Origin of the sequence: Beutenbergia cavernae DSM 12333 (assembly GCF_000023105.1) — a bacterium.
Lineage (GTDB): Bacteria > Actinomycetota > Actinomycetes > Actinomycetales > Beutenbergiaceae > Beutenbergia > Beutenbergia cavernae.
The window spans coordinates 179625-200732 of sequence record NC_012669.1 but is presented as its reverse complement, the minus strand read 5'-3'; the positions used below and the strand labels follow the sequence as shown (position 1 = coordinate 200732).

At 73.1% G+C, this 21108-nt stretch carries 15 protein-coding genes; 6 read left to right on the top strand and 9 right to left on the bottom strand.

Going from position 1 to position 21108, the window contains the following annotated elements; translation table 11 throughout:
* Positions 1-11: 11 nt before the first annotated feature.
* Both BCAV_RS00945 and BCAV_RS00940 read left to right on the top strand, forming a co-directional pair.
* On the top strand, positions 12-1307 hold the full coding sequence (locus BCAV_RS00945) for a Gfo/Idh/MocA family protein (RefSeq protein ID WP_012725233.1): 1296 nt from the start codon (positions 12-14) through the stop codon (positions 1305-1307).
* A gap of 158 nt (positions 1308-1465) precedes the next feature.
* Positions 1466-3727, top strand: a complete 2262-nt coding sequence (locus BCAV_RS00940; RefSeq protein WP_050761538.1) for a hypothetical protein — start codon at positions 1466-1468, stop codon at positions 3725-3727.
* 20 nt (positions 3728-3747) lie between these two features.
* Here BCAV_RS00940 and BCAV_RS00935 read toward each other — a convergent pair whose 3' ends face one another.
* Positions 3748-4227 carry a pyridoxamine 5'-phosphate oxidase family protein gene (locus BCAV_RS00935; protein ID WP_012725231.1) on the bottom strand — a complete coding sequence of 160 codons (480 nt, stop codon included), beginning with the start codon at positions 4225-4227 and terminating at the stop codon, positions 3748-3750.
* A 72-nt stretch (positions 4228-4299) separates the two neighbouring features.
* On the opposite strand from BCAV_RS00935, the gene BCAV_RS00930 reads away from it, so the two are divergent.
* The gene (locus BCAV_RS00930; protein WP_012725230.1) at positions 4300-4524 is read left to right on the top strand and encodes a PLD nuclease N-terminal domain-containing protein; all 225 of its coding nucleotides are present in this window, start codon (positions 4300-4302) and stop codon (positions 4522-4524) included.
* A 241-nt stretch (positions 4525-4765) separates the two neighbouring features.
* Here BCAV_RS00930 and BCAV_RS00925 read toward each other — a convergent pair whose 3' ends face one another.
* The gene (locus BCAV_RS00925; protein WP_012725229.1) at positions 4766-7669 is read right to left on the bottom strand and encodes an FAD-binding and (Fe-S)-binding domain-containing protein; all 2904 of its coding nucleotides are present in this window, start codon (positions 7667-7669) and stop codon (positions 4766-4768) included.
* A 116-nt stretch (positions 7670-7785) separates the two neighbouring features.
* On the opposite strand from BCAV_RS00925, the gene BCAV_RS00920 reads away from it, so the two are divergent.
* Both BCAV_RS00920 and BCAV_RS00915 read left to right on the top strand, forming a co-directional pair.
* Positions 7786-9603 (top strand): glycoside hydrolase family 15 protein, encoded by a 1818-nt coding sequence (locus tag BCAV_RS00920; protein WP_012725228.1) that lies wholly within the window; start codon positions 7786-7788, stop codon positions 9601-9603.
* A gap of 61 nt (positions 9604-9664) precedes the next feature.
* A complete protein-coding gene (locus BCAV_RS00915; protein WP_012725227.1) occupies positions 9665-10108 on the top strand; it encodes a DUF3995 domain-containing protein in 444 nt (147 codons plus the stop codon).
* 59 nt (positions 10109-10167) lie between these two features.
* On the opposite strand, the gene BCAV_RS00910 is transcribed toward BCAV_RS00915, so the two are convergent.
* The 7 genes from BCAV_RS00910 to BCAV_RS00880 all read right to left on the bottom strand — a co-directional run bounded on the left by BCAV_RS00910 (position 10168) and on the right by BCAV_RS00880 (position 18420).
* Positions 10168-11817 (bottom strand): alpha-L-arabinofuranosidase C-terminal domain-containing protein, encoded by a 1650-nt coding sequence (locus tag BCAV_RS00910; protein ID WP_012725226.1) that lies wholly within the window; start codon positions 11815-11817, stop codon positions 10168-10170.
* Positions 11818-11839: 22 nt separating this feature from the next.
* Positions 11840-12739, bottom strand: a complete 900-nt coding sequence (locus tag BCAV_RS00905; protein WP_012725225.1) for a carbohydrate ABC transporter permease — start codon at positions 12737-12739, stop codon at positions 11840-11842.
* A complete protein-coding gene (locus BCAV_RS00900) occupies positions 12736-13683 on the bottom strand; it encodes a carbohydrate ABC transporter permease (protein WP_012725224.1) in 948 nt (315 codons plus the stop codon). The genes BCAV_RS00905 and BCAV_RS00900 overlap by 4 nt, the downstream gene beginning before the upstream one ends.
* Positions 13684-13741: 58 nt before the next feature.
* Entirely contained in the window at positions 13742-15091 is a 1350-nt protein-coding gene (locus BCAV_RS00895) for an extracellular solute-binding protein (RefSeq protein ID WP_012725223.1), read from the bottom strand.
* A complete protein-coding gene (locus BCAV_RS00890) occupies positions 15088-16572 on the bottom strand; it encodes a sulfatase family protein (protein WP_043346370.1) in 1485 nt (494 codons plus the stop codon). Before BCAV_RS00890 ends, BCAV_RS00895 begins: the two co-directional genes overlap by 4 nt.
* A gap of 65 nt (positions 16573-16637) precedes the next feature.
* A complete protein-coding gene (locus BCAV_RS00885) occupies positions 16638-17777 on the bottom strand; it encodes an ROK family transcriptional regulator (RefSeq protein WP_012725221.1) in 1140 nt (379 codons plus the stop codon).
* A 178-nt stretch (positions 17778-17955) separates the two neighbouring features.
* Positions 17956-18420, bottom strand: a complete 465-nt coding sequence (locus tag BCAV_RS00880) for a hypothetical protein (RefSeq protein WP_012725220.1) — start codon at positions 18418-18420, stop codon at positions 17956-17958.
* Positions 18421-18565: 145 nt separating this feature from the next.
* On the opposite strand from BCAV_RS00880, the gene BCAV_RS00875 reads away from it, so the two are divergent.
* The gene (locus BCAV_RS00875) at positions 18566-21106 is read left to right on the top strand and encodes a polysaccharide lyase family 8 super-sandwich domain-containing protein (protein WP_012725219.1); all 2541 of its coding nucleotides are present in this window, start codon (positions 18566-18568) and stop codon (positions 21104-21106) included.
* The last annotated feature ends 2 nt before the right edge of the window (positions 21107-21108 follow it).

Below are 21108 nucleotides of genomic sequence, written 5' to 3'. Positions count from 1 at the left end.
GGGAGCATGACGTGATCAGCATCGGGATCAGCGGGGCGGGGATGTTCGCCGAGGCGTTCATCCCGCTCTTCGCGCAGCATCCGCTCGTGGAGCGCGTCGTGCTCGCGGACCTCGTGCCCGAACGGCTCGCCGAGGTGGCGCAGCGGCACGGGCTGGTCGAGACGGTGGGATCGCACGCCGAGCTGTGCGCCTCGGACGTCGACGCCGTCGCGATCTTCGCGCAGCGCCACCTGCACGGACCCCTCACGCTCGAGGCGCTCGACGCCGGGAAGCACACGTACTGCGCGGTGCCGATCGCGTCCTCGCTGGACGACGTCGGGCGGATCGTCAGCGCCGTCGAACGGACCGGCCTGGTCTACGCGAGCGGCGAGACCTCCTACTACTACCCGCACACGATCTACTGCCGGGACCGGTACGCGCGCGGCGACTTCGGCGCGTTCGTGTACGCCGAGGGCAACTACCTGCACGACATGGCGCACGGCTTCTACGCCGCGTTCCAGCACTCGGGCGGCGAGCAGTGGCGCCGCGTGGCGGGCTACCCGCCGATGCTCTACCCGACGCACTCCACGGGTGCGGTGCTCGGCGTCACCGGCGCACGCGTCACCGACGTGAGCTGCCTGGGCTACGCCGACGTGGAGGAGGACGGCGTGTTCGGGGTCGGCGCGAACGAGTGGGACAACCCGTACTCGAACCAGACGGCCCTCATGCGGACCGACGACGGCGGCATGCTCCGCGTCAACGAGTTCCGCCGGATCGGCTGGCGCGGGACCCACGGCGGGAACCCGCTGACGATCTATGGCACGCGGGCGTCGTTCGAGGAGAACGCCGGGAGCCAGGTGTGGGTCGATCGCGACGGCGGGCCGACGGACGTGACGGGGCTGCTCGCGTGCGCGAAGCACGTGGAGGACACGGCCGACGACGGCGCCGCGGGGGCCGCCGCAGCGGGCTCGCCCGGCGACGTCGCCGCCGAGCACGCCGGGCTGCACGAGGTGCTGCGGGAGGACTTCTCGAGCCGCTACTCCGCTGTGCACCCGGTGCACCGGCTCCCCCAGGCCTACGCGCGGCTGCGCAACGGGCACCTCGGCTCGCACCACTTCCTCGCCGACGACTTCGTGCGCGCCGTCGTGACGCGGACCGTGCCGCCGGTCAACGTGTGGGAGGCGGCGGCGTACGCGGCGCCCGGGATCGTCGCGCACGCCTCGAGCCTCGCCGGCGGCGACCGCCTGCCGGTGCCTGACTTCGGGCGCCCGCCCACCGACCGGCCCCTGCTCGCCGTCGACGTGCCCGCCGAGGAGCTCGTCGGCTGAGCGCCGATCCACCCACTGACGAAAGGAGAAGGCGGGTCGACGTCTGCGATGACGCAACGTCACGTCAACGCCGGCGCATCAGCGCACGGCGCAGTTCACATGGTCCGCGGGCTGCGGAGTCGGCCCACGACGAAGGAGTCGATGTGAGAACGAGCCAGGTGTCCGAGAGTCACGAGAGCCCGTCGCCCCTCCGCCCGGCGCTCCCGCCGATCAGCAGGCGGGGGCTGCTGGGGATCGGTGCGGCGACGATCGCCGCGTTCGGCGCCGCGGGGATCGCCGGCGCCGGTCCGGCCGCGGCGACGTCCGAAGGGACGGTCCTGCCGCTGGTCGACCCGCTTCCTGCCGGAGCCCCCGACCGCACCCAGTTCGACCCGCACGAGCAGGTCTTCGCGAGCTATCTCATGATCCTCGCGCCGCTCGCGAACAGCGTGGTCGACGACGACCCCGAGCTGTACGGGTGGATGGAGGACGGGTGGTGGCGCACCCCGAACGACCCGATCAACTCCCGGATCATGGAGCACGTCGCCACGCTCGCCTGGTTCCTCACCCACGACCGGCCGTGGAACCCGTACTACCTCGACGCCAACCTCACCGGACGACTCGACGCGGCACTCGGGTACTACCTCTCGCTCCAGGGCCCGCGCGGCGCCTGGCCGGTCACGTACGAGTCGGAGTCGCTCGCGACCACCGGTTTCGGGCTCGTGTCTCTCGCGCACACGTACCGGGACCTCGACTCCGCCGGGCTGCTCCCCGCCCGGCTGGCCGAGATCGACACCGCCATGCGCGCCGCGGCGGTGTGGCTCATGGACCTCGACCTCGACCACTGGAACCTGCCCCTCCAGCTGCACAACCAGCTCGTCGGGGGGCTCGCCGGCGTCGGGCACGCCGCGACCGTCACCGGGGACCCGGGGATCGCCGCCGACCTGGCGGACCGCATCGAGCTCCTCGTGGAGGCGGCCCAGGCGCCGGCCGGGTACTTCCACGAGCCGCTCGGGTACGACCACGGCTACAACTTCGCGGTGGCACTGCCCGACGTCGGCGACCTGTACGAGCAGACCGGGAACCCGCTGCTCGTCGAGCACGTGCGCCGCTGGGCGGACTTCGCGCAGTACGTGGTGCTGCCCGAACCGAACGCGCCGGGCTTCGTGCACCTCGGGGCGGCGAGCATGCGCAACTCCACGTCGGTGCTCACCATCACGCCGGACGACGACAAGGACCGCGCCGCGCTCGGCCGCGTCTTCGTGCCGGAGGTCCCGCTCCTGGCGGCGTTCCACGCGTCGTCGGAGGCGAAGGCTGCGGCGCGCGCGGCCTGGGCTGCCGAGACCGCCCCGGTGGAGCCCCGGGCCAAGGGCGACACGTCGCCGCGGCTCTACGCCCACGTGCCGCAGGCGCCGGACAACGTCACGGCGGCGGAGCGGGACGACGTCGTCGCCGCGCTGCGTCCCGTCGCGGAGCCGGTCTTCACCGAGTACCGCACGGGCACGATCGACCAGCAGCTGCTGTTCGTACGACGCCCCGGCTACTACCTCGCGACGCTGCTCGGGAACCGTGGCAACGCCCGGGTGCGCTCCGGCCCGGGCCTGTTCTGGCACCCGGCCGCGGGCAGCGTCATCGCGTCGTTCAACAACGCCGCGGACGACCACTGGACGACGCTGACGGCGTCGGGCGTCGCCGTCGCGCAGACGAACATCGTCAGCTCGACGTTCCACGACGGCGAGGACGCGACCGCTCCGGTGATCGCGCCGGAGGACCTCGGCGGCGTCTCCGGCGTCTTCACCGGGCGCTACGTCGCGCACGTCGGGAAAGTCACCACGGACGTGACGCACCGGCACGACGGCGTCGTCCGATCCGTGAGCGCCGGCGACGCGGCGAGCGAGCTCGTGCCGCTGCTCGTGCGCGACGACGACGTCCTCGAGTTCGCCGACGGCACCCGTCCGGCACGGGGCACGGCGGCGTCGACGACGGCGTCCGGCTTCTCGCTGACTCGCGGCGACGTGCGCGTGCACATCTCGTGGGGCAGCGAACGGTCCGCGAGCCTGACGCCGTCGGGCCGTGTCTACCTCGGCGCGCTCGCGCACCACCTGCTGCGGGTGGAGCACGACGGCGACCTGACGGTCGAGGTGACGACCGTCGACGTCACGCAGCTGGCGGGGTCGCGCGTCGCAGCGGCGGCGTCAGCGCACGCCTGGACGGCGCTCGACGGCACGCACCGCCTCGGCGTGCACGTCGTCAACCTCGAGAACGAGGCCGTCGACGTCCGCGTCACCGGCCCCGTCGGACCGTGGACGACGACGGACCTCGCCCCGGGCGCGGGTGCCTACCGGGTTTTCCGCTCGCACCGGCCGCTCACGCGCGCCGTCGCCGTCGTCACCACGCGGGGCAGGAGGCCGCGGATCGCCGTCCGGCGCCTGGAGGGCTGACGGCGGCGGCGGCGAGGCACTCAGCCGGACGGCGCCCGACCCCGCGCCTTTTCGGTGTCACGCATCCCGAGCACGGAGACGCCGACGCCGTAGGTGACGAAGTCGCTGGTCGGGCGCACGCCGACGCCGATCAGGGCGCCTCGCTCGTCGCCGCCCAGCTCGAGCCCGCGCACCAGCTTCTCCCGGGCCTCGCGCGGCATCTGCGCGGCGGGCAAGATCTCCGCGACACCCGAGAACGTGATCGTCGCGGCAGGGATCTTGATCCACGGCACGAACGGCACGCGCTTGGGGATGGCGACGGTGACCGAGACCTCCGGGTTCGCAGCCAGGTGCTTCGCGTGCCACTCCTGGGTGTTGGTCGTGAACCACAGCGTCCGCTCGAGCACGAGGGGCATGACGCCGACGGTCCGCGCCTGACCGCGGGCCGAGATCATCCCGATCACCATGAAGTTCTGCTTCGCCAGCACCCGCCACACGGCGTCCGTCGTGAGCTCGACCATGTCCGGCCTCCGGTCAGTCGGTGCCCCCCACCCACGCTAGGCCGCCATGGACCTGTGGATCTACCCTGGAGAATGGCCGAGCAGATGAAGTGGCAGGACCTCGAGCCCTCCCGCCGGGCCGGCGTCGTCACGCTCGCGGCCGTGCAGATCGCCCTCGCCGTGGCGGCCTGGCGCGACCTCGCGCGGCGGGAGGCGCAGGACGTCCGCGGTCCGAAGCCGCTGTGGGCGGCGATCATCGCCGTGAACTGGGTGGGGCCGGCGTCGTACTTCCTGGTCGGGCGGCGGCGCCACGCCTGATCCGCGGTCCCTCGGAACGTGGTCGCCGTGGTCGTTCGGGACGGGCGGCGCCACGCTCAGGGCCGGGCGGCCTCCTCGAGACGTCGCGATCGGCCGCCTGCGTGCCGGTGCGGGCGACCGATTGCGACGCCTCGGCGTGCCGGAACGCCGGACCCTGCGATCCACGAGCCGCCGTTCGCCGGCCAGCCCCTCGTGGCGGAGGTCTCGCTGACCGTCACGCCGTAACGAGAGGCTCCCCGGCTCAGGGCCGGGTGGCCTCCTCGAGCAGCTCGAGCACGTGCCGGTACGGCTTTCCGGTCGCCCGCGTCATCCCCAGCTCGCACGTGCGGTTGCACGACGCGTACGCGTCGGCCCGCCCGAGCGCCGCGACCGTGCCTGCCTCGGCCTCCGTCGCCCCGCGCGTGAGCTCCGGGTGCAGCAGCCCGCGGTCGCCGGCGAACCCGCAGCAGCCCCAGTTCTCGGGAACCACCGCCTCACGGGCGACGGCGCCGCCGAGCGCCGCCAGGTCGTCGACCTCCCCGAGGTGCACGCTCGCGCACGTCGGGTGCAGCACGAGCCGGTCGAGCAATCGCTCGTCGGCGACGGCACCCAGCCGTGGCAGTAGTTCCGCGCGCGCGTACGCGACGGCGTCGACCACCCGCACCCGAGACCAGCGTTCCGCATCGGGCTCCGGCAGGTGCGACGCCAGCCCGTGGATACCGTGCGTGCACGACGACGCGTCCGCCACCACGGGAAGGCGGCCGCCGTCCGTGAGCGGCCACAGCGCGGCGAACAGCTTCTGGGCCATGAGGTCGGCGCCGGCGGTGAGACCCTTCGACGCCCACGGCGTGCCGCAGCACAGGTCGGGCGTCTGCTCGGCGATCGCCACCCGCAGGCCCGCGCGCTCCGCGAGCGCGAGGAACGCCGTCGTCGCCCCCTCTCCGGGTGCCCCGGACGCGTCCCGCTCCGGCGCGAACAGCTCGCCGATGCACGCCGGGAAGAACACGACGTCGTGCTCGCCGCCGAGTGCGGGGTCAGCGTCCGAGTGCGGTGCGTGCCGGCCCGCACTCGCGCGTTCACCCCGCACTCGCGACGTGAAGGCGCTCGGGCGGGGGCGGCCGGGGCCCGGCAGCGCGCCGTCGGCGTGCGGGACCCACTCCGAGCCGAGCAGCGCACGGGCCGCCGTCGTCACCCCGGAGAGCACCGGTCCCGGCACCACCGACGCGACCCCGAGCCCGGCCCGCGCCGCACCCAGTCCCACTCCCCAGTGGTCGGCGGCCACCGCGCCGGCCCGCTGCGCCGGCGCGGGCAGGCCCTGCGCCCGACGCGCCTTCATCGCCAGCCCGGTGTCGATGTTGACCGGGCACGCGACGACGCACAGGGAGTCGGCGGCACACGTCTGCACGGCCTCGTAGGCGTAGTCGCGCTCGAGCTCATCGCGCAGCCGCGGCGGGGCGACGGCGATCTCCCGCAGCAGCGCGATGCGTTGCCGCGGCGTCGTCGTCGTGTTGCGCGAGGGGCACACCGGCTCGCAGTAGCCGCAGTCGACGCACCTGTCGAGCGCGGGGTCGACGGCGGGCACGGACTTGAGGTGCCGCAGGTGCGCCTGCGGGTCGTCGTCGAGCAGCACGCCGGGGGCGAGGATCCCGTGCGGGTCGCACAGGGCCTTGACCTCGCGCATGACGGCGTACAGCTCGTCGCCGTACTGGCGTCGCACGTACGGCGCCATGATGCGGCCCGTGCCGTGCTCCGCCTTGAGCGAGCCGTCGGCGCCGAGCACGAGGTCCACGAGGTCCTCGGTGAACGCCGCGTACGCGTCGAGCTGGCCGGCGTCGTCGAGGCGCGGCGTGATCATGAAGTGGAGGTTCGCGTCGCGTGCGTGGCCGAAGATGACGGCGTCGGCGTAGTCGTACCGCTCGAACAGTCCCTGCAGCTCGCGCACGGCGGGCCCGAGCGCGGCCGGCGGCACCACGACATCCTCGAGCAGCGCCGTCGTCCCCTGCGGCCGCGCGCCAGCGACCGTCGCGTACAGGCCCTTGCGCACGTGCCACGCGGCCGCCCGCTCCGCCGCGTCCGAGGAGAGCGCGCCGGGGACGGCGAGCGGGAGCGTGGCGATGACGGCGCCGACGGCGTCGCTCACGTGGGCGAGCGCGGCGTCGTCAGCGGCCGCCACCTCGACCAGCAGCGCCGTCTGGTGCTCGACGCGCAGCCCGCGGATGAGCGCCGGGGCCAAGGGGTCCGCCTGCGCGACCCGCAAGGACGTCGCGTCCATGAGCTCGACGGCGTTCGCGCCGGCGGCCACGAGGGCCGGCAGCGCGTCGATCGCCGCGTCCAGCGACGCGAACACGAGCAGCGCCGTGGCCACCCGCGGCAGCACCGGCAGCGTGTCGAACGTCGCCGACGCGACGAAGCCGAGCGTCCCCTCCGACCCCACCACGAGGTGCGCGAGGATGCCCGACGGCGCCGTGTGGTCGAGGAACGCGTTGATGCCGTAGCCCATCGTGTTCTTCATCGAGAACTGGTGCTCGATGCGCGCGCGCAGTGCGGCGTCGCCGCGCAGCTGGTCGCGCAGGCGCCCCAGGCCGGCGTGCAGGTCCGGCTCGAGAGCCGCGAGGCGGCGATCCGCGTCCGGCGATCCGGTGTCGAGGAACGTGCCGCTCGGCAGGATCAGCTCGAGTCCGGCGAGGGTGCGGTACGCCGTCGCCGTCGTCGAGCTCGTCATGCCCGAGGAGTTGTTCGCGACGACGCCGCCGATCGTGCACGCGCCCTCGGACGCCGGGTCGGGGCCGAGCCGTCGCCGGTACGGCGCGAGCGCCGCGTTGACCCGACGCAGCACCGCGCCGGGTTCCGCGCGGACCCGGGCTCCGCCGTCGAGCACCTGGACCCCGCCGAAGTGGCGCCGCGTGTCGACGAGCACGCCGTCCGTGCCGGCCTGGCCCGACAGGCTGGACCCGCCGGACCGGAACGTGAGCGGCACGTGGTGCTTGTGCGCCGTTGCGAGCAGCGCCGCGACCTCCGGCGCCGACGACGGCGTCACGACGGCCTCGGGGGTGAGGAGGTAGTGGGACGCATCGTGCGACATGCGGGCCCGGTCCGTGGCGCGATCACTCACGTGGTCGGAACCGGCGACGGCGCGGAGCACCTCGAGCGTGCTGGCGTGACTCACGGGTCGAACCTACTCGCGCGAGCGCGGGCCGCGGCCCGACGTCCGCGCGCCCCGGTGCCGCCGCGCGCCCCGGTGCCGCCGAGCGCCACGTGTCCCGCCGACCTACTGTGACTCCGATGGCGCAGCGGATCGAGGACTACGGCCTCGTCGGAGACCTGCAGACCGCCGCGCTCGTGGGGCGCGACGGCTCGATCGACTGGCTGTGCGTCCCTCGCTTCGACTCCCCGGCGTGCTTCGCGGCCCTGCTCGGCGACGCCGACAACGGCTTCTGGCGGATCGGCCCCGCCGGCGGCGGACCGTGCACGCGCCGGCGCTACCGTCCGGACACGCTCGTCCTGGAGAGCGAGTGGGACACCGCCGACGGGACCGTCCGCGTCATCGACTTCATGCCGCCCCGCGGCGAGGCCGCCGACCTCGTGAGGATCGTCGAGGGGGTGCGCGGCCGCGTGCCCGTCACGATGGACCTTCGGCTTCGGTTCGACTACGGCAGCGTGCTCCCGTGGGTGACCGTGGGCCGCGGGGAGACGACGGCGATCGCCGGCCCGGATGCCGCCGTCCTCCATACCCCGGCGGAGGTCACGAGGGACGACGGCGACCTCCGCGCGCGTGTCGAGGTGGCGGCCGGCGAGCGGATCCCGTTCGTCCTCACGCACCACCTCTCGCACCTCGCTCCGCCGAGGCCGGTCCGCGCCGAGCACTCGCTGCGCTCCACGGAGAAGTTCTGGACGTCGTGGGTCGGACGCATCGACTACGACGGCCCATGGTCCGAGGCGGTCCGCCGGTCGGTCATCACGCTCAAGGCCCTCACGTACGCGCCGACCGGCGGCATCGTGGCCGCGGCGACGACGTCGCTCCCGGAGGAGCTGGGCGGCGAACGCAACTGGGACTACCGCTTCTGTTGGTTGCGGGACGCGGCGTTCACGCTGCAGTCGATGATCGGCACCGGGTACGTCGAGGAGGCGAAAGCCTGGCGGGAGTGGCTGCTGCGGGCTGTCGCCGGTGACCCCGCGGACCTCCAGATCATGTACGGGCTCGACGGGCGACGTCGGATCCCCGAGTACACGGTCGACTGGCTCGGCGGCTACGAGGGGGCCAGTCCGGTGCGTGTCGGCAACGCGGCCGCCGACCAGCTGCAGCTCGATGTCTGGGGCGAGGTCCTGGACTGCCTCCACGTCGCTCGCGAGGCCGGGCTGGCGCCGAGCCACGACGCCTGGGCGCTGCAGCACGCCTTGCTCGACTACCTCGAGGGCCACTGGCAGGACCCCGACAACGGGCTCTGGGAGGTCCGCGGCCCGCAGCGGCCGTTCGTGCACTCGCGGGTGATGGCGTGGGCCGGCGTCGACCGCGTGGTCCGCGCGGTCGAGGAGCGCGGCCGCGAGGGGCCGCTCGACCAGTGGCGGGCCTTGCGCGCCCGCATCCACGACGACGTGTGCACCCAGGGCTTCGACGCGCGCCGCAACACGTTCACGCAGTTCTACGGGTCCGAGGGTCTCGACGCCGCGCTGCTCCTCATCCCGCGCGTCGGCTTCCTGCCGTGGGACGACCCGCGCGTCGTCGGCACCGTCGACGCCGTGCAGCGAGAGCTCACCGAGGACGGCTTCCTGATGCGGTACCGCACGGTCGACGACGGCGGTGTCCACGGTGTGGATGGGCTGTCCGGTCGCGAGGGCGCGTTTCTGGCGTGCAGCTTCTGGCTCGCGGACGCGCTGTTCGGGATCGGGCGCCGCGACGAGGCCGTCGCGCTGTTCGAGCGGCTGCTGGCGCTGCGCAACGACGTCGGCCTGCTGAGCGAGGAGTACGACCCGCGCACGGGCCGGCACCTCGGCAACACCCCGCAGGCGTTCAGCCACGTCGGGCTCGTCAACGCGGCCCTGCACCTCGGCCGGGAGCTGCCGGCAGGGACGACGACGGCGCCGGCCGAGGATGTCCGCTGAGAGCAGCCGAACCGGATTACCGGGGGCTGGTCCGACGGTCCGCGATGCCAGGATGAGCTCCATGTCCCCCGACGAACGCCTCCGTCGCGCCGCGGGCCTCGGCGCCGCCGTGACCCTCGCCGCGATCGGCGGCACCCACCTGGCGTGGGGCGCCGGCTCGAGCTGGCCGGCACGTACCCGTGCCGACCTCGCGGACGCGGTGGTCGGCTCGCCGCAGGTTCCGGGCCCGATCCCGTGCGCGGTCGTCGGATCCGGGCTGATCGCCCTCGCCGCCCTGTCGCTCCAGCGCACCGGTCTCGGCCAGGCCGCCCGGGTCGCGGGCACCGCCGGCCTGCTCGGGCGAGGGATCGTCGGTGGAGTCACGTCCGCGCGGATGCTCCGCCTGCCGTCGCCGAGCGAGCGATTCCGCCGCCTGGACGCACGCCTGTACCGGCCGCTCTGCGTCGCCGCCGGACTCGCCCTCGCCGTCGGAGCACCGTCCGGCTCACGCGGATCCCGCGCGTAGCCTCGGACAGCCTTCCGCCCGGCTGCGGAGCCCGTCACGCGGACCGAGAGCGGCGCCGCTCAGCCCTCCAGCGCGATCTCCAGCACGCTGATCGAGTGCGCCGGGAACGTGTGCACCCCACCCGCCAGGGAGACGGACGCCGGCGCGCTGAGCGCCACGACGTCGGGCGCTGCCATCGTGTTCACGGCGAACAGGTCGTCGACGCCGGCCCCGATCCTCCGCACGGTCGCCGTCTCGGGCAGCGTGACGCCGTCGAGCACGATCTGAGCGTTGACGTCGTCGGTCGCCGATCGGTTGATCCCGGTCACGTACAGCGTGCGGCCGTCCTCGCTCGTCGACGCCGAGACGTCGAGCTGCCCGACGACGGCGGGCGACGTGCGGAACTCCCCGTCGGAGCGGCGGTGGTCGCCGTGCCGCACGCGTGCGGTGCGGCTCGGTCCGCTCACGTCCGCGGCGAGCGGCACCGGCCCGGTGTGGTTCTGGTACAGGTCCCACACGTGGAACGTGGACTGTCGGACGACGCCGCCCGGCCGCACCGCGAGGAGCCCGTTCGCGTTCACAAGGTTGACCGTGTTCGCCATCGTCACGGGCACGCTCTGATGAGCCGTGCGGTGCATCGCGTGGAAGACGCCCGCGTAGAACAGGGCGTCCGCGAGCGTGCGGGGGCTGTACCGGTTGACGCGCACGTGGCCGCCCGGGAAGCCCTCGACGTCGAAGCCGTCCGGGGCCGAGGCCGCCTCCTCGCGTGCAGCCACGCCGCCGTCGTCGCCCGCCTGCGGCTCCGGCCATGCGCGCGGCTCGAGGTGCCGGATGTTCCACTCGTCCATCGCGATCGCCAGCGGCCGGGTGAGTCCGTGCTCCACCTGGGTGTCGCCGATCGTCTGCGCCTGCGCGGCGATCTCCTGCTCGAAGAACACCGCCTGCGCGACGACGGCGTCGAACTCCTCCGCCGACGGGTCCACGAGGTGCCGGCTCGCGCCGTACAGGTGCAGCGAGACCCAGTCCACGAGCTCGCCGAGGCCGGCGACGACGGCCTGGTTCCAGTCCTCGTGCGTGTCGCCGACGGCCACGAACGCGATCGACGGGTCGACGGCGCGCATGAACCGCGCATGCTCGCGGGCGGCGTCGACGTAGTCGCCCACGCGCCGGTGCCCCATCTGCCACGGCCCGTACACCTCGTTCCCGAGGCCCCAGATCGGGACGTCGTGGGGGTCCGGGTGCCCGTCCGCCGCGCGCTGCCGCGTGAGCGTCGTGTCGCCCGCGTAGTTCGTGTACTCGACCCAGCGGACGCCGTCGTCGACCTGGCGCGCGTGGTGCGCGAGGTACGGCGTCGTGCCCACCGCCTCGCACCAGGCGAGGAACTCCGGCGTCCCGAAGCGGTTGCTCTCCTCCGAGCCCCACGCGAGCTCGAGGCGGCGCGGTCGCTCGTCGCGCGGGCCGATGCCGTCCTGCCACCAGTACGGCGACGTGAAGTTGCCGCCCGGCCAGCGCACCACGGGCAGGCCGAGCTCCCGGAACGCCTCGATGACGTCGCGGCGGCAGCCGGCGAGCGGCCCCGGCCCGTTGACGGCGAGCGGCGAACCCTCGTCGAACACGCCGCCCTCGATGTTGCCGAAGAACGCGGACTCGAGGAAGTGACCGTAGATGCGCTGGTCGATGCGGGCCTCGCCCGGAAGGGGCGCGATCCGGATGGTGGCGATGGAGGTCATGATGCCTTTCTCGGTGGGAGGGTCAGCCCTTGACGCCGCCGGCGGCGACGCCGTCGATGATGTAGCGCTGGGCGAAGACGTAGACCAGGAGCACGGGCAGGCTGGCGATGACCGCTCCGGCCATCATGAGGTCGAACCGGGCCGCGTTCTCCCCCTGCAGCTGAGCCAGGCCGGCGGGCAGCGTCTGCATCTCCGAGGAGAACAGCACGAACACCGGCCACAGGAAGTCGTTCCAGCTGGAGAGGAAGGCCAGGACGGCGAGCGTGGCGATCGCGGGCATCGCGAGCGGCACGGCGATGCGGCGGAACGTCGCCCAGCGGTTGCACCCGTCCATCCGCGCCGCCTCCTCGATCGAGGGGTGGACGCCGAGGAAGAACTGCCGCAGGAAGAACACCCCGAACGCCCCGGCCGCCGACGGCACCACGAGCGACGCGTACGTGTTGAGCCAGCCCAGCTGGTTGACGATGAGGAAGTGCGGGATGAGGAAGATGACGCCCGGCGCGAACATCGTCGCGACGATCGCCGCGAAGATCGCCTTCTTGAACCGGAAGTCCATCTTCGCCAGCGCGTAGGCGGCGAGCGCGGCCAGCACCACGACGAGCACGCAGTGCAGGACGGCGACGAGCAGGCTGTTCCCGAGCCAGCGCAGGATCGGGATCTCGGGGTTGTTGAGGATCTCCGAGTAGGCCGAGAGCGTCGGGTTCTCCGGGAACAGCCGGAACGTCAGGGAGTTCGCCTCCTGCGGGCTCTTGAACGACGTCGAGAGCATGAGCAGCAGCGGCACGACGAACGCGGCCGTGAGCGCGCCGAGCGTCAGACCGAGCGCGATGCGTGGCCGACGACGGCGCGGCGTCGCTGCGTCGGAGCGTTCGCCCTGGTCGCGGGTGGGTGTGGGGCGGGATGTGGCGACGGTCTGGCTCATGAGTCCGAGTCACCGACCTTCCGGAACGCGAGGAGGACGAGGCCGCTGACGACCATGAGGGAGAGCGCGAGGATGATGCTCATCGCCGACGACGCGCCGATGTTGAACCCCTGGATGCCCGTCTGGGCGATGAACCCGATCGCCGTGCGCGTCGAGGTGCCCGGCTGCTGCTGCGTGATGAGCGCGGACTGCCCGTACATGTTGGCCGACGCGATGATCGTGATCGCCACGACGAACTGCAGCACCCGCGCGATGCTCGGCAGCGTGACGGTGGTGAAGCGCCGCCAGGCGCCGCCGCCGTCGACCTTGACCGCCTCGTACAGCTCCTCCGGGACGTTCTGCAGAGCGGCCAGGTAGATCACGGCGTTGAACCCGCACGTCCACCAGATCGTCGCCCCGACGAGAGCAACCCACCCCGCCGGGAGCGACGTCGTCCACGCGATGTCACCGCCAAGCCCGAGGGCGCGGAGGATCTGGTTGACCGGCCCGAGCTGGCGGTCGAGCAGGAAGTGCCACAGCAGGCCGATGACGGCGACGCCGAGGACGTACGGCGCGAAGTATGCCGCGCGGAAGAACGTCCGGCCCGGGAACTTCTGGTTGAGCAGGAGCGCCAGGGCGAGCGGCACGATCACGAGCAGCGGCACGGAGAGCAGCGTGAAGAGCCCCGTCGCCTTCATGCCCTTCCAGAACTCGACGGACAGCACCGACGTCCCGCCGAACAGGTCGGCGTAGTTCTCCAGCCCCACGAACGGTTGGTTCGGGAGGCCGAGGCTCCACGCGTGCAGGCTGGCCCACGCCGCCGCGCCGATCGGGACGACGACGAACAGGACGAAGAGTGCGAGGAAGGGGGCGACGAAGAGATAGGGGGTCACGCGCCAGCCGCGGGAGTCGCTCCCGCGGGTCGGCCCGGACGACCGCACCATCGCGATCGGGATCTGCGCCATCGAATCACCTCATGTGGTTGCGCGCCCTGGGGCGCGGGAGTTCGCGGAGGACTCGGGGTCAGGACTCGAAGAGCCGGCGGACGTCGTCGAGCTGGCTCTGCGCGGTCCGCTGGGCGAACGCCAGGGCGTCCGCGGGCGTGGCCTGCCCCAGCACCGCCTCGCTGACGGCCCGCTGGTAGGAGTTCGCCGCGATGTCGCGCGACGAGGGGATCTGCGGGAGGAAGACCGCGGAGGCGAAGACCTCCTCCGTCGCAAGGACCGACTGCGGCGTCGCGGCGAACTCCGCCGACTCCCGCACCGACGTGCTGGCCGGCGTGAGACCGCCGGCGGCCCACTGACCCGAGTTCTGGGACACCCAGTGGACGAACACCTGCGCGGCCTGGGCGACGTCGTCGTCGGCTTGCGTCTGCTGCGTGATCGTGAACGTGTGCGAGTTGGCGAACGTGCCCGGCTGCGGCCCGACCTGCGGGAACGGACCGACGCCCCACTCGAGGTCCGGTGCCGTGAGGGTGAGGTCCGGGATCGCGGCCGGCAGGTCGGTCATCGTCACGCACGAGCCGTTCTTGAACGGGGGCCGGACGTCGGTCACGCCCGCGGGGCTGAACCCGTCGGCGACGACGTCGCATATCCACGTCAGCGCCTCGACGCCGGCGTCCGAGCCCATGGTCGCCGTCGTGCCGTCCGCGTCGAACAGCGAGCCCCCGAACTGGCCGAGGAGTCCCACGAACGTCTGCCAGGCGGGCGACACCCAGAACGGGTTCGCGACGCCGGAGGCCTGCAGGCCCGCCATCACGTCCAGGTAGGAGCTGCCGTCCCACGGCGCCCTGACGCCGGCGGCGTCGAACGCCTCGACGTTCCAGTACTGCGCCGCCGTGAAGAAGTCGAGCGGGATGCCGAAGCGCCGATCCTGGAAGACCGTGGCCTCCCAGGCCTGCGCCACGAAGTCGGCGCCGTCGAGCTCGAGGCCCTCCACGATGTCGTCGAGCGACACGATCGTGCCTCGGATGGCGAACGTCGCGAGCTGGTCGAGGTGCATGGCGACCACGTCCGGGCCCTGCCCGGCACCGACGGCGGGGAGCAGCTTGGCGTACATCTGGTCGGCGTTGATGGACGACATCCGGACGTCGATCTGCGGGTGCGCGGCGTTGAACGCGTCGACGATGGCGCCCATCGCGGGTCCGTCGCCGCCGGTGAACGGGTTCCAGAAGTCGAGGCGCACCGGATCGCCGTCGTAGTCGCCGGAGAAGAACGCGGCGGGGTCGGGGGCGATGCCGCCGCCGATGGACGCGGAGCACGCGGCGGTCAGGCCCGCGGCCCCTGCACCGAGCAGCCCGAGCATCGCGCGGCGGGACACGGCGCCACCCGGCCTGCGGAACGCGGGCGACGCCGTCGTCGTCAGTCGGGTCATGGGCGGTGCGCTCCTTCGAACATGCTGAGGGACGTGTCGTAGTCCTTCTCGCCCACCGGGTACATCGACGTCATCCAGTGGTAGAAGTTGTCGCCGCGCTCGCGCAGCTGGCGGTACAGGCGGCCGAGCAGCTCGGCGCGGACCGCCGCCGTCTCCGGGTGCGTGTAGCGGTTCTGCAGCTCGTCGGGGTCGCGGACGAGGTCGTACAGCTCGTTGACGGACTCCGGGTTGACCACGAGCTTCCACCGCTCGGTGACGAGCATCCGCTGCGGGTGCGGGAAGTGGTGGCCGTGGAACTCCGCGACGAGGTCCTCGCGCCACGGCGTCTCCTCGCCGCGCACGAGCGGCGTGACGGGCACGCCGTCGACGGCGCGGGCCGGGTCACGGCCGGCGACGTCGAGGATCGTCGCCGTCAGGTCGATGAGGTGCGCGAGCCGATCCGAGCGCTGGCCCGGGACACCGCCCGGCAGCTTGACGATGCCGGGGATGGTGTAGATGTCCTCGTACATCGCCGGACCCTTGTCGTGCAGTCGGTGCGCGCCGGTGAACTCGCCGTGGTCGGCGGAGAAGAACACTGCCGCGTCGTCGTACACGCCGAGCTCGCGGGCGGCGTCGAGGATCCGGCCGACCTGCGAGTCGACGAGCGTGACGTAGCCCCAGTACGCGGCGATCAGCTTGCGGGAGGTCTCGTCGCCGAGCGTGTCGAACGTCCAGTGCGCGGAGTAGTTGCCCTGGACGGGCGGCTTGCCGGCGAACGTCTCCGCGACCGAGAGCGGCAGCTCGACGTCGTCGGCGTCGTACATGTCGAGGTACTCGCTCGGGAGGATGTACGGCAGGTGCGGGCCGAAGAAGTGCGTCGCGAGGAAGAACGGGCGGCCACTCGTGCGGTGGTCTCGCGCGTAGGTGCGGAGCAGGTCGATCGCGCGCTCGGCGAGGAAGTACTCGAACGTGGCCTCCAGCGGCTGGTGCAGCCGCGCGGCCAGCAGGTTGCCCGGGGCGCCGTTCGGGAACGTGCCGCGGACCTCGTCGCTGATGCGATACGGCGGGAGGTCGTTCTCCTCGAGGTAGGCGAGGTAGTCGGCGTGGTCGACCGGGTTGTGCCAGCCCGGCAGGTGCGGGCCGTCGAACCCGAGATCGCCGGCGGTGCGGTGCGTGCCGACGTGCCACTTTCCGACGAGCCCGAGGTGGTAGCCGGCCTCCGCCAGGTCCTCGCTGAACGTGAACTGGCCCTCGGAGAGCTCCTCCTGGTACCCGACGTTCCGCTCGTAGTTCGCGAGCAGCTTGTGGCGGAACGGCGCCGCGCCGGTGAGGAGGCTCGCGCGGGCCGGGGTGCAGATGGCGGTCGGCGTGTAGAACCGGTCGAACGTCGTGCCGTCGGCGGCGAGCGCGTCCAGGTTCGGCGTGCGCACAGTCGCGTTGCCGTACGCACCGAGGGTGTCCTTGCGGTGCTGGTCGGTGAGGAAGAACAGGATGTTGGTCAAAGCGACCGGCCTCTCGTGGTGGTGCGGGGTCATGGCGGGTGTGGGCGCCGCGGGCGGCGCCGCGCTCAGGCGGGTCGCGGCGCCCCGGGCAGCGGGATCGAGGTGTCCTGCAGCACCAGGGCGACGCCGCCGAGCGCGCCGGCCCGGGCGCCCAGCGCGGCGGGGCGTACGTCGAGGGCGTCGGCCTTGTCCGGCAGCACGTGGCGCGACATCGCCCGCCGGACGCCGACGACGAGGTGGTCACCGAGGGCGGCCAGCTCGCCGCCGAGGACGACGCGCGGGGTGTCCAGCACCGTCGCGACGTTGCCGAGGACGAGTCCGATGCGGTCGCTCGCGGTGCCGAGGGTCGCGACAGCGCGGTCGTCGCCGCGGTCGAGCGCGGCGAGGAGGGCGCCGACGTCGTCGGCCCCCGCCTCGGCGAGCACCGCATCGAGCCCGACGTAGCGCTCGAGGCAACCGCGGTTCGTGCATCGACAGGCGGGACCGGCGGGGTCCACGCACACGTGGCCGAACTCGCCGCCGCTCGCGCGCGGACCGCGCCGCATCCGGCCGTCGATGACGAGCGCGCCGCCCACACCGTGGGACAGGCGCAGGTACATGACGTCGGTCGCTCCCTGGGCCGCCCCCCACAGCCACTCGGCGAGGCCGGCGAGGCGGGCGTTGTTGTCCGTGCGGACCGGGACGGCGAACGCGTCGGCGAACGTGGCTTCGATCGCCTCGAGCACGGCGGGCCGCCCCGCGATGCTGCCGGCCACGCCGATGCCGACGGCGGCGAGGGACTCCGGCCGGTCCGTCGTCGCGAGGACGTGGGTGGCCATGCCGACGGCGATCTCCCGCCGCCTCGTCCACGAGGTGGTGGCGGGGAAGCGGCGCGTGCCGGAGCCGACGACCGTGTGCGACGCGTCGGTCGCGACGACCGTGACGTGCGTGTGCCCGAAGTCGAGCCCGAGGACGAGGCCGGAGGACGGGTCGAGACTGAGGACCTCCGGGCGGCGGCCGAGGCGCCCGGACTCGGTGGCGGGAGCGACGACGAGCGTGCCGGTGCGCACGAGCTGGCCGGTCACCGTCGAGACGGTGGCGCGGGAGAGCCCGAGGGCGGTGGCGATCTCGCCACGGCTCGCGCGACCGCGGCGGCGGAGGTGGTCGAGGATTCTCGCCTCATGGCCGGCGCGTGGCGGGGCGGTGTGCTGCAGTCCTTGGGGCACGGCGTCAGGCTCTGCTCCGGCCCGGCATTTCGTCAAGGCCTGACGGAACTTCTGTCAGTTCGCGGCCGAATGTGACAGAAGGGCGGGCGCGGTGGTGTTCGTGGCGCCGGGGCGTCGGGTGCGTGGACGGCGCCGTGCGCCACCTGGCTCGAGGCGCGCCGAACCGCCGACCCACGCCCTACGGGCGGCGCGGCGGGATCTCGACCGGCGGGCCGCCGTCGTCGTCCACCAGCGACTCGAACGCCTCGGCGGCGAGCGCATCGGTGCGGGCGGCGATCCGGTCGAGCATGAGCTTCTTCTGCGTGCCGGTGCGGGTCACGGCCATGTCGAGCGCGCGCGTGATGTCCGCCGCGCGGTCGGCCCAGTCGCGCGCCGTCGCCACGCGTTCGGGCCGCCCCGACGATGCGTGCTCGGCCGCGAGGCGATCGACCACCTCGAGCGTCCCGCGCAGGCGCCCTTCGACGCTGCGCCGGTTCTTCACCGCGATGACCTGGTCGCGCCAGCGCAGGATCTGCTGCTTGCTCGCGGCCGAGACGTCCGGGTGCTCCTTGAGGTACTTGTCCACCTGACGCCACGCCGCGAGCGCCAGCGGGCCGTACCGCTTGAGCAGCCGCCACAGCTGCGTCCAGGTCCCGCGTGCCATCCCCCGAACGTAGTGCGGGACCGGCCGCGGCGCCCTGGTGACGACGCGCCGACGATCACACCCGGCGGAGGGAAGCGATTGCCGCGCTCAGGTCCCGGCTGGTTGGATTCCGACATCCGCAGCTGGACGATCGAAGGAGTTCGCCATGCAGCTCTCCCGTCGCCAGGTGCTCGCGATGGTCCCGGCCGGGGCCCTGCTCGCGATCGCCGCCCCGATGCGCGCCTACGCCGACACCCCGGCGGACCACGCCCGCCTGCTCGCCAACGCCGTCGCCATCTTCGCGGGCACCGCGGAGTCCAACGCCCGCCCGGAAGCGGCGGCGAAGCTGGCGGCCATCCAGACGACGGCGCGCACGCGGCTCGCGGAGCTCGACGCCGCCGGGCCGGGCGAGCTGTTCGCCGGTGTGCCCCTCGGCACGAGCGACCCGAACCTCAACACGTCGTTCCTCCGGTTGTACGAGATTGCTCTGGCGACATGTACGCCGGGCGTCGCGTCCGAGCTCGTGGGCAGCACGGAGGTCCGCCGGCGCGTGATCGACGGCCTCGTCTGGCTGCACGAGAACTACTACGGCGACCAGGCGGCCGGCTACTACGGCAACTGGTTCACGTGGGAGATCGGCATCTCGGCGTCCGTCAGCAAGACGCTGGTGCTGCTCGACGACGACGTCGCCGCGTACCGTCCGGAGCTCGTCGGCACCTACGTCGCCTCGATGGACGCGTACCTGCGCAACGGCGTCGGCGGCGACGTCAACCTCGACTCCCGCTTCCACACCGGCGCGAACCTCGCCGACATCACCACGAACCGCGTCCTGCAGGGCGCGTTGACGGCCGACGACGCCCGCGTCAGCAAGGCGATCGCCGACCAGTCCACGGTGTTCGCCACGATCGACCCGTACGACCTGCAGCACGGGAACACCGACGGCTACTACGCCGACGGGTCGTTCATCCAGCACCACTCGGTCGCGTACACCGGCTCGTACGGGCGCACGCTCCTGACCCGCGTCGTCCAGACCGTCAAGCTGCTCGACGGGACGGCCGCCGCGCCCGGCACCGAGCTGGCCGACGTCGTCCACGGCTGGGTACGCGACGGCTTCGCGCCGGTCATCGTCGAGGGCTGGATGGCGGAGATCGTCAAGGGGCGCGCGGTCTCGCGCACGGGCACGGGGTACGCCGACGTCGCGACGGTGGTGGAGGCGGTCGTCGACCTCGCCGACTACGCGAGCGCCGAGAACGCCCTGGCGCTGCGCGGCTACGTGCGCTACCTCGAGGCAGCGTCGCCGACGCCGGCCGACCCGACGCGCTTCGTCTCGCCGGTGAGCATCGTGCGGTACGCGGACATCCTCGCCGACGACGCGCTGCCGACGCAGGACCTCAACCCCGCGGAGCGCACCGTCGCGTTCAACGCGATGGACCGCACCGTGCACCGGCGGACGGGGTACACGTTCGCGCTCGCGCGCAGCTCCGACCGGATCAGCCGGTACGAGTACATGAACGGCGAGAACCTCATGCCCTGGTTCCAGGGCGACGGCATGCACTACCTCTACCTCGCCGGCCAGGACCAGACGCAGGCGTTCGGCGTCGACTTCTTCACGACCGTCTCGCCGTACCGCCTGCCCGGCACCACGGTGCCGGTCGAGGAGCGGCAGACCATCCCGGAGCTGTACGGGCGGTTCTGGTACGAGAACCCGGACCATCCGCTGGGGTTCACGTCGTCGTCGGAGTCGCAGAACACCTACGTCTACTTCCCGCGCGGCACGAACGCCTTCTCGGGTGGCGCGACGCTCGGCACGTACGGCGTCGCCGGCATGGTGCTGTCCGACGACGTCCCGTACGTCGACGCGCAGGCCGGCGTCCTCCCGGACGACTTCGTGGTGTACGCCAACGCGCGGGCCACGAAGTCGTGGTTCCTGCTCGACGACGAGATCGTCGTGCTCGCCGCAGACGTGCACGACCCCCACCGCCGCGACGTCGTCACGACCCTCGACAGCCGGATCGCGGCGCCGGGCGACGGCGTGGTCGTCACCGGTGCGCGTCGAGGCGGACGCGCCTGGTCGCCGGACGACGGCCCCGAGCGGCTGGAGTGGCTGCGGTGGGAGAACCCCGCACAGGGGGTGGTCGTCGGCTACGCGCTGCTCGACGCCGGCCCGGTCGCCGTCACCCTCGAGGACGTGACGCGCAGCCGCCGCGTGATCCGGGTGTCGAACCCCGACACCGCCGCGACGAAGCGCGTGTTCACGGCGTCGGTGGCACATCCCCGCCGCGGCCGCTCGGAGCTGGCCTACGCGATCGTGCCGGGCGGGAGCGCCGAGCAGCTCGCCGCGTACCAGCGCGGACCGGTCCAGGTGCTGCGCAACGACGGCCGGATCCAGGCGGTGCGGCACTCCGGCCTCGGCCTGGTCGCCGCGAACGTGTTCGCCGGGGGCACCCAGCAGGTCCGCAACGTGGCGATCGACGGGCCGGCGTCCGTGCTCGTGCGGGAGACGGACGACGGCGGCACGTCCGTCGCGCTGTCCGACCCGACGATGGACCGGCGCTCGGTGACGGTGACGATCCGGGGGCGGCGGCTCGAGGCGGAGTCGGCGGACGACGGCGTCGAGGTGCGTCGGGTGCCCGGCGGCACCGAGGTGCGGGCCGACGTGCGCGAGGCCTACGGGGCGAGCTTCACGGCGACGCTCCGGCCGCGCTGACG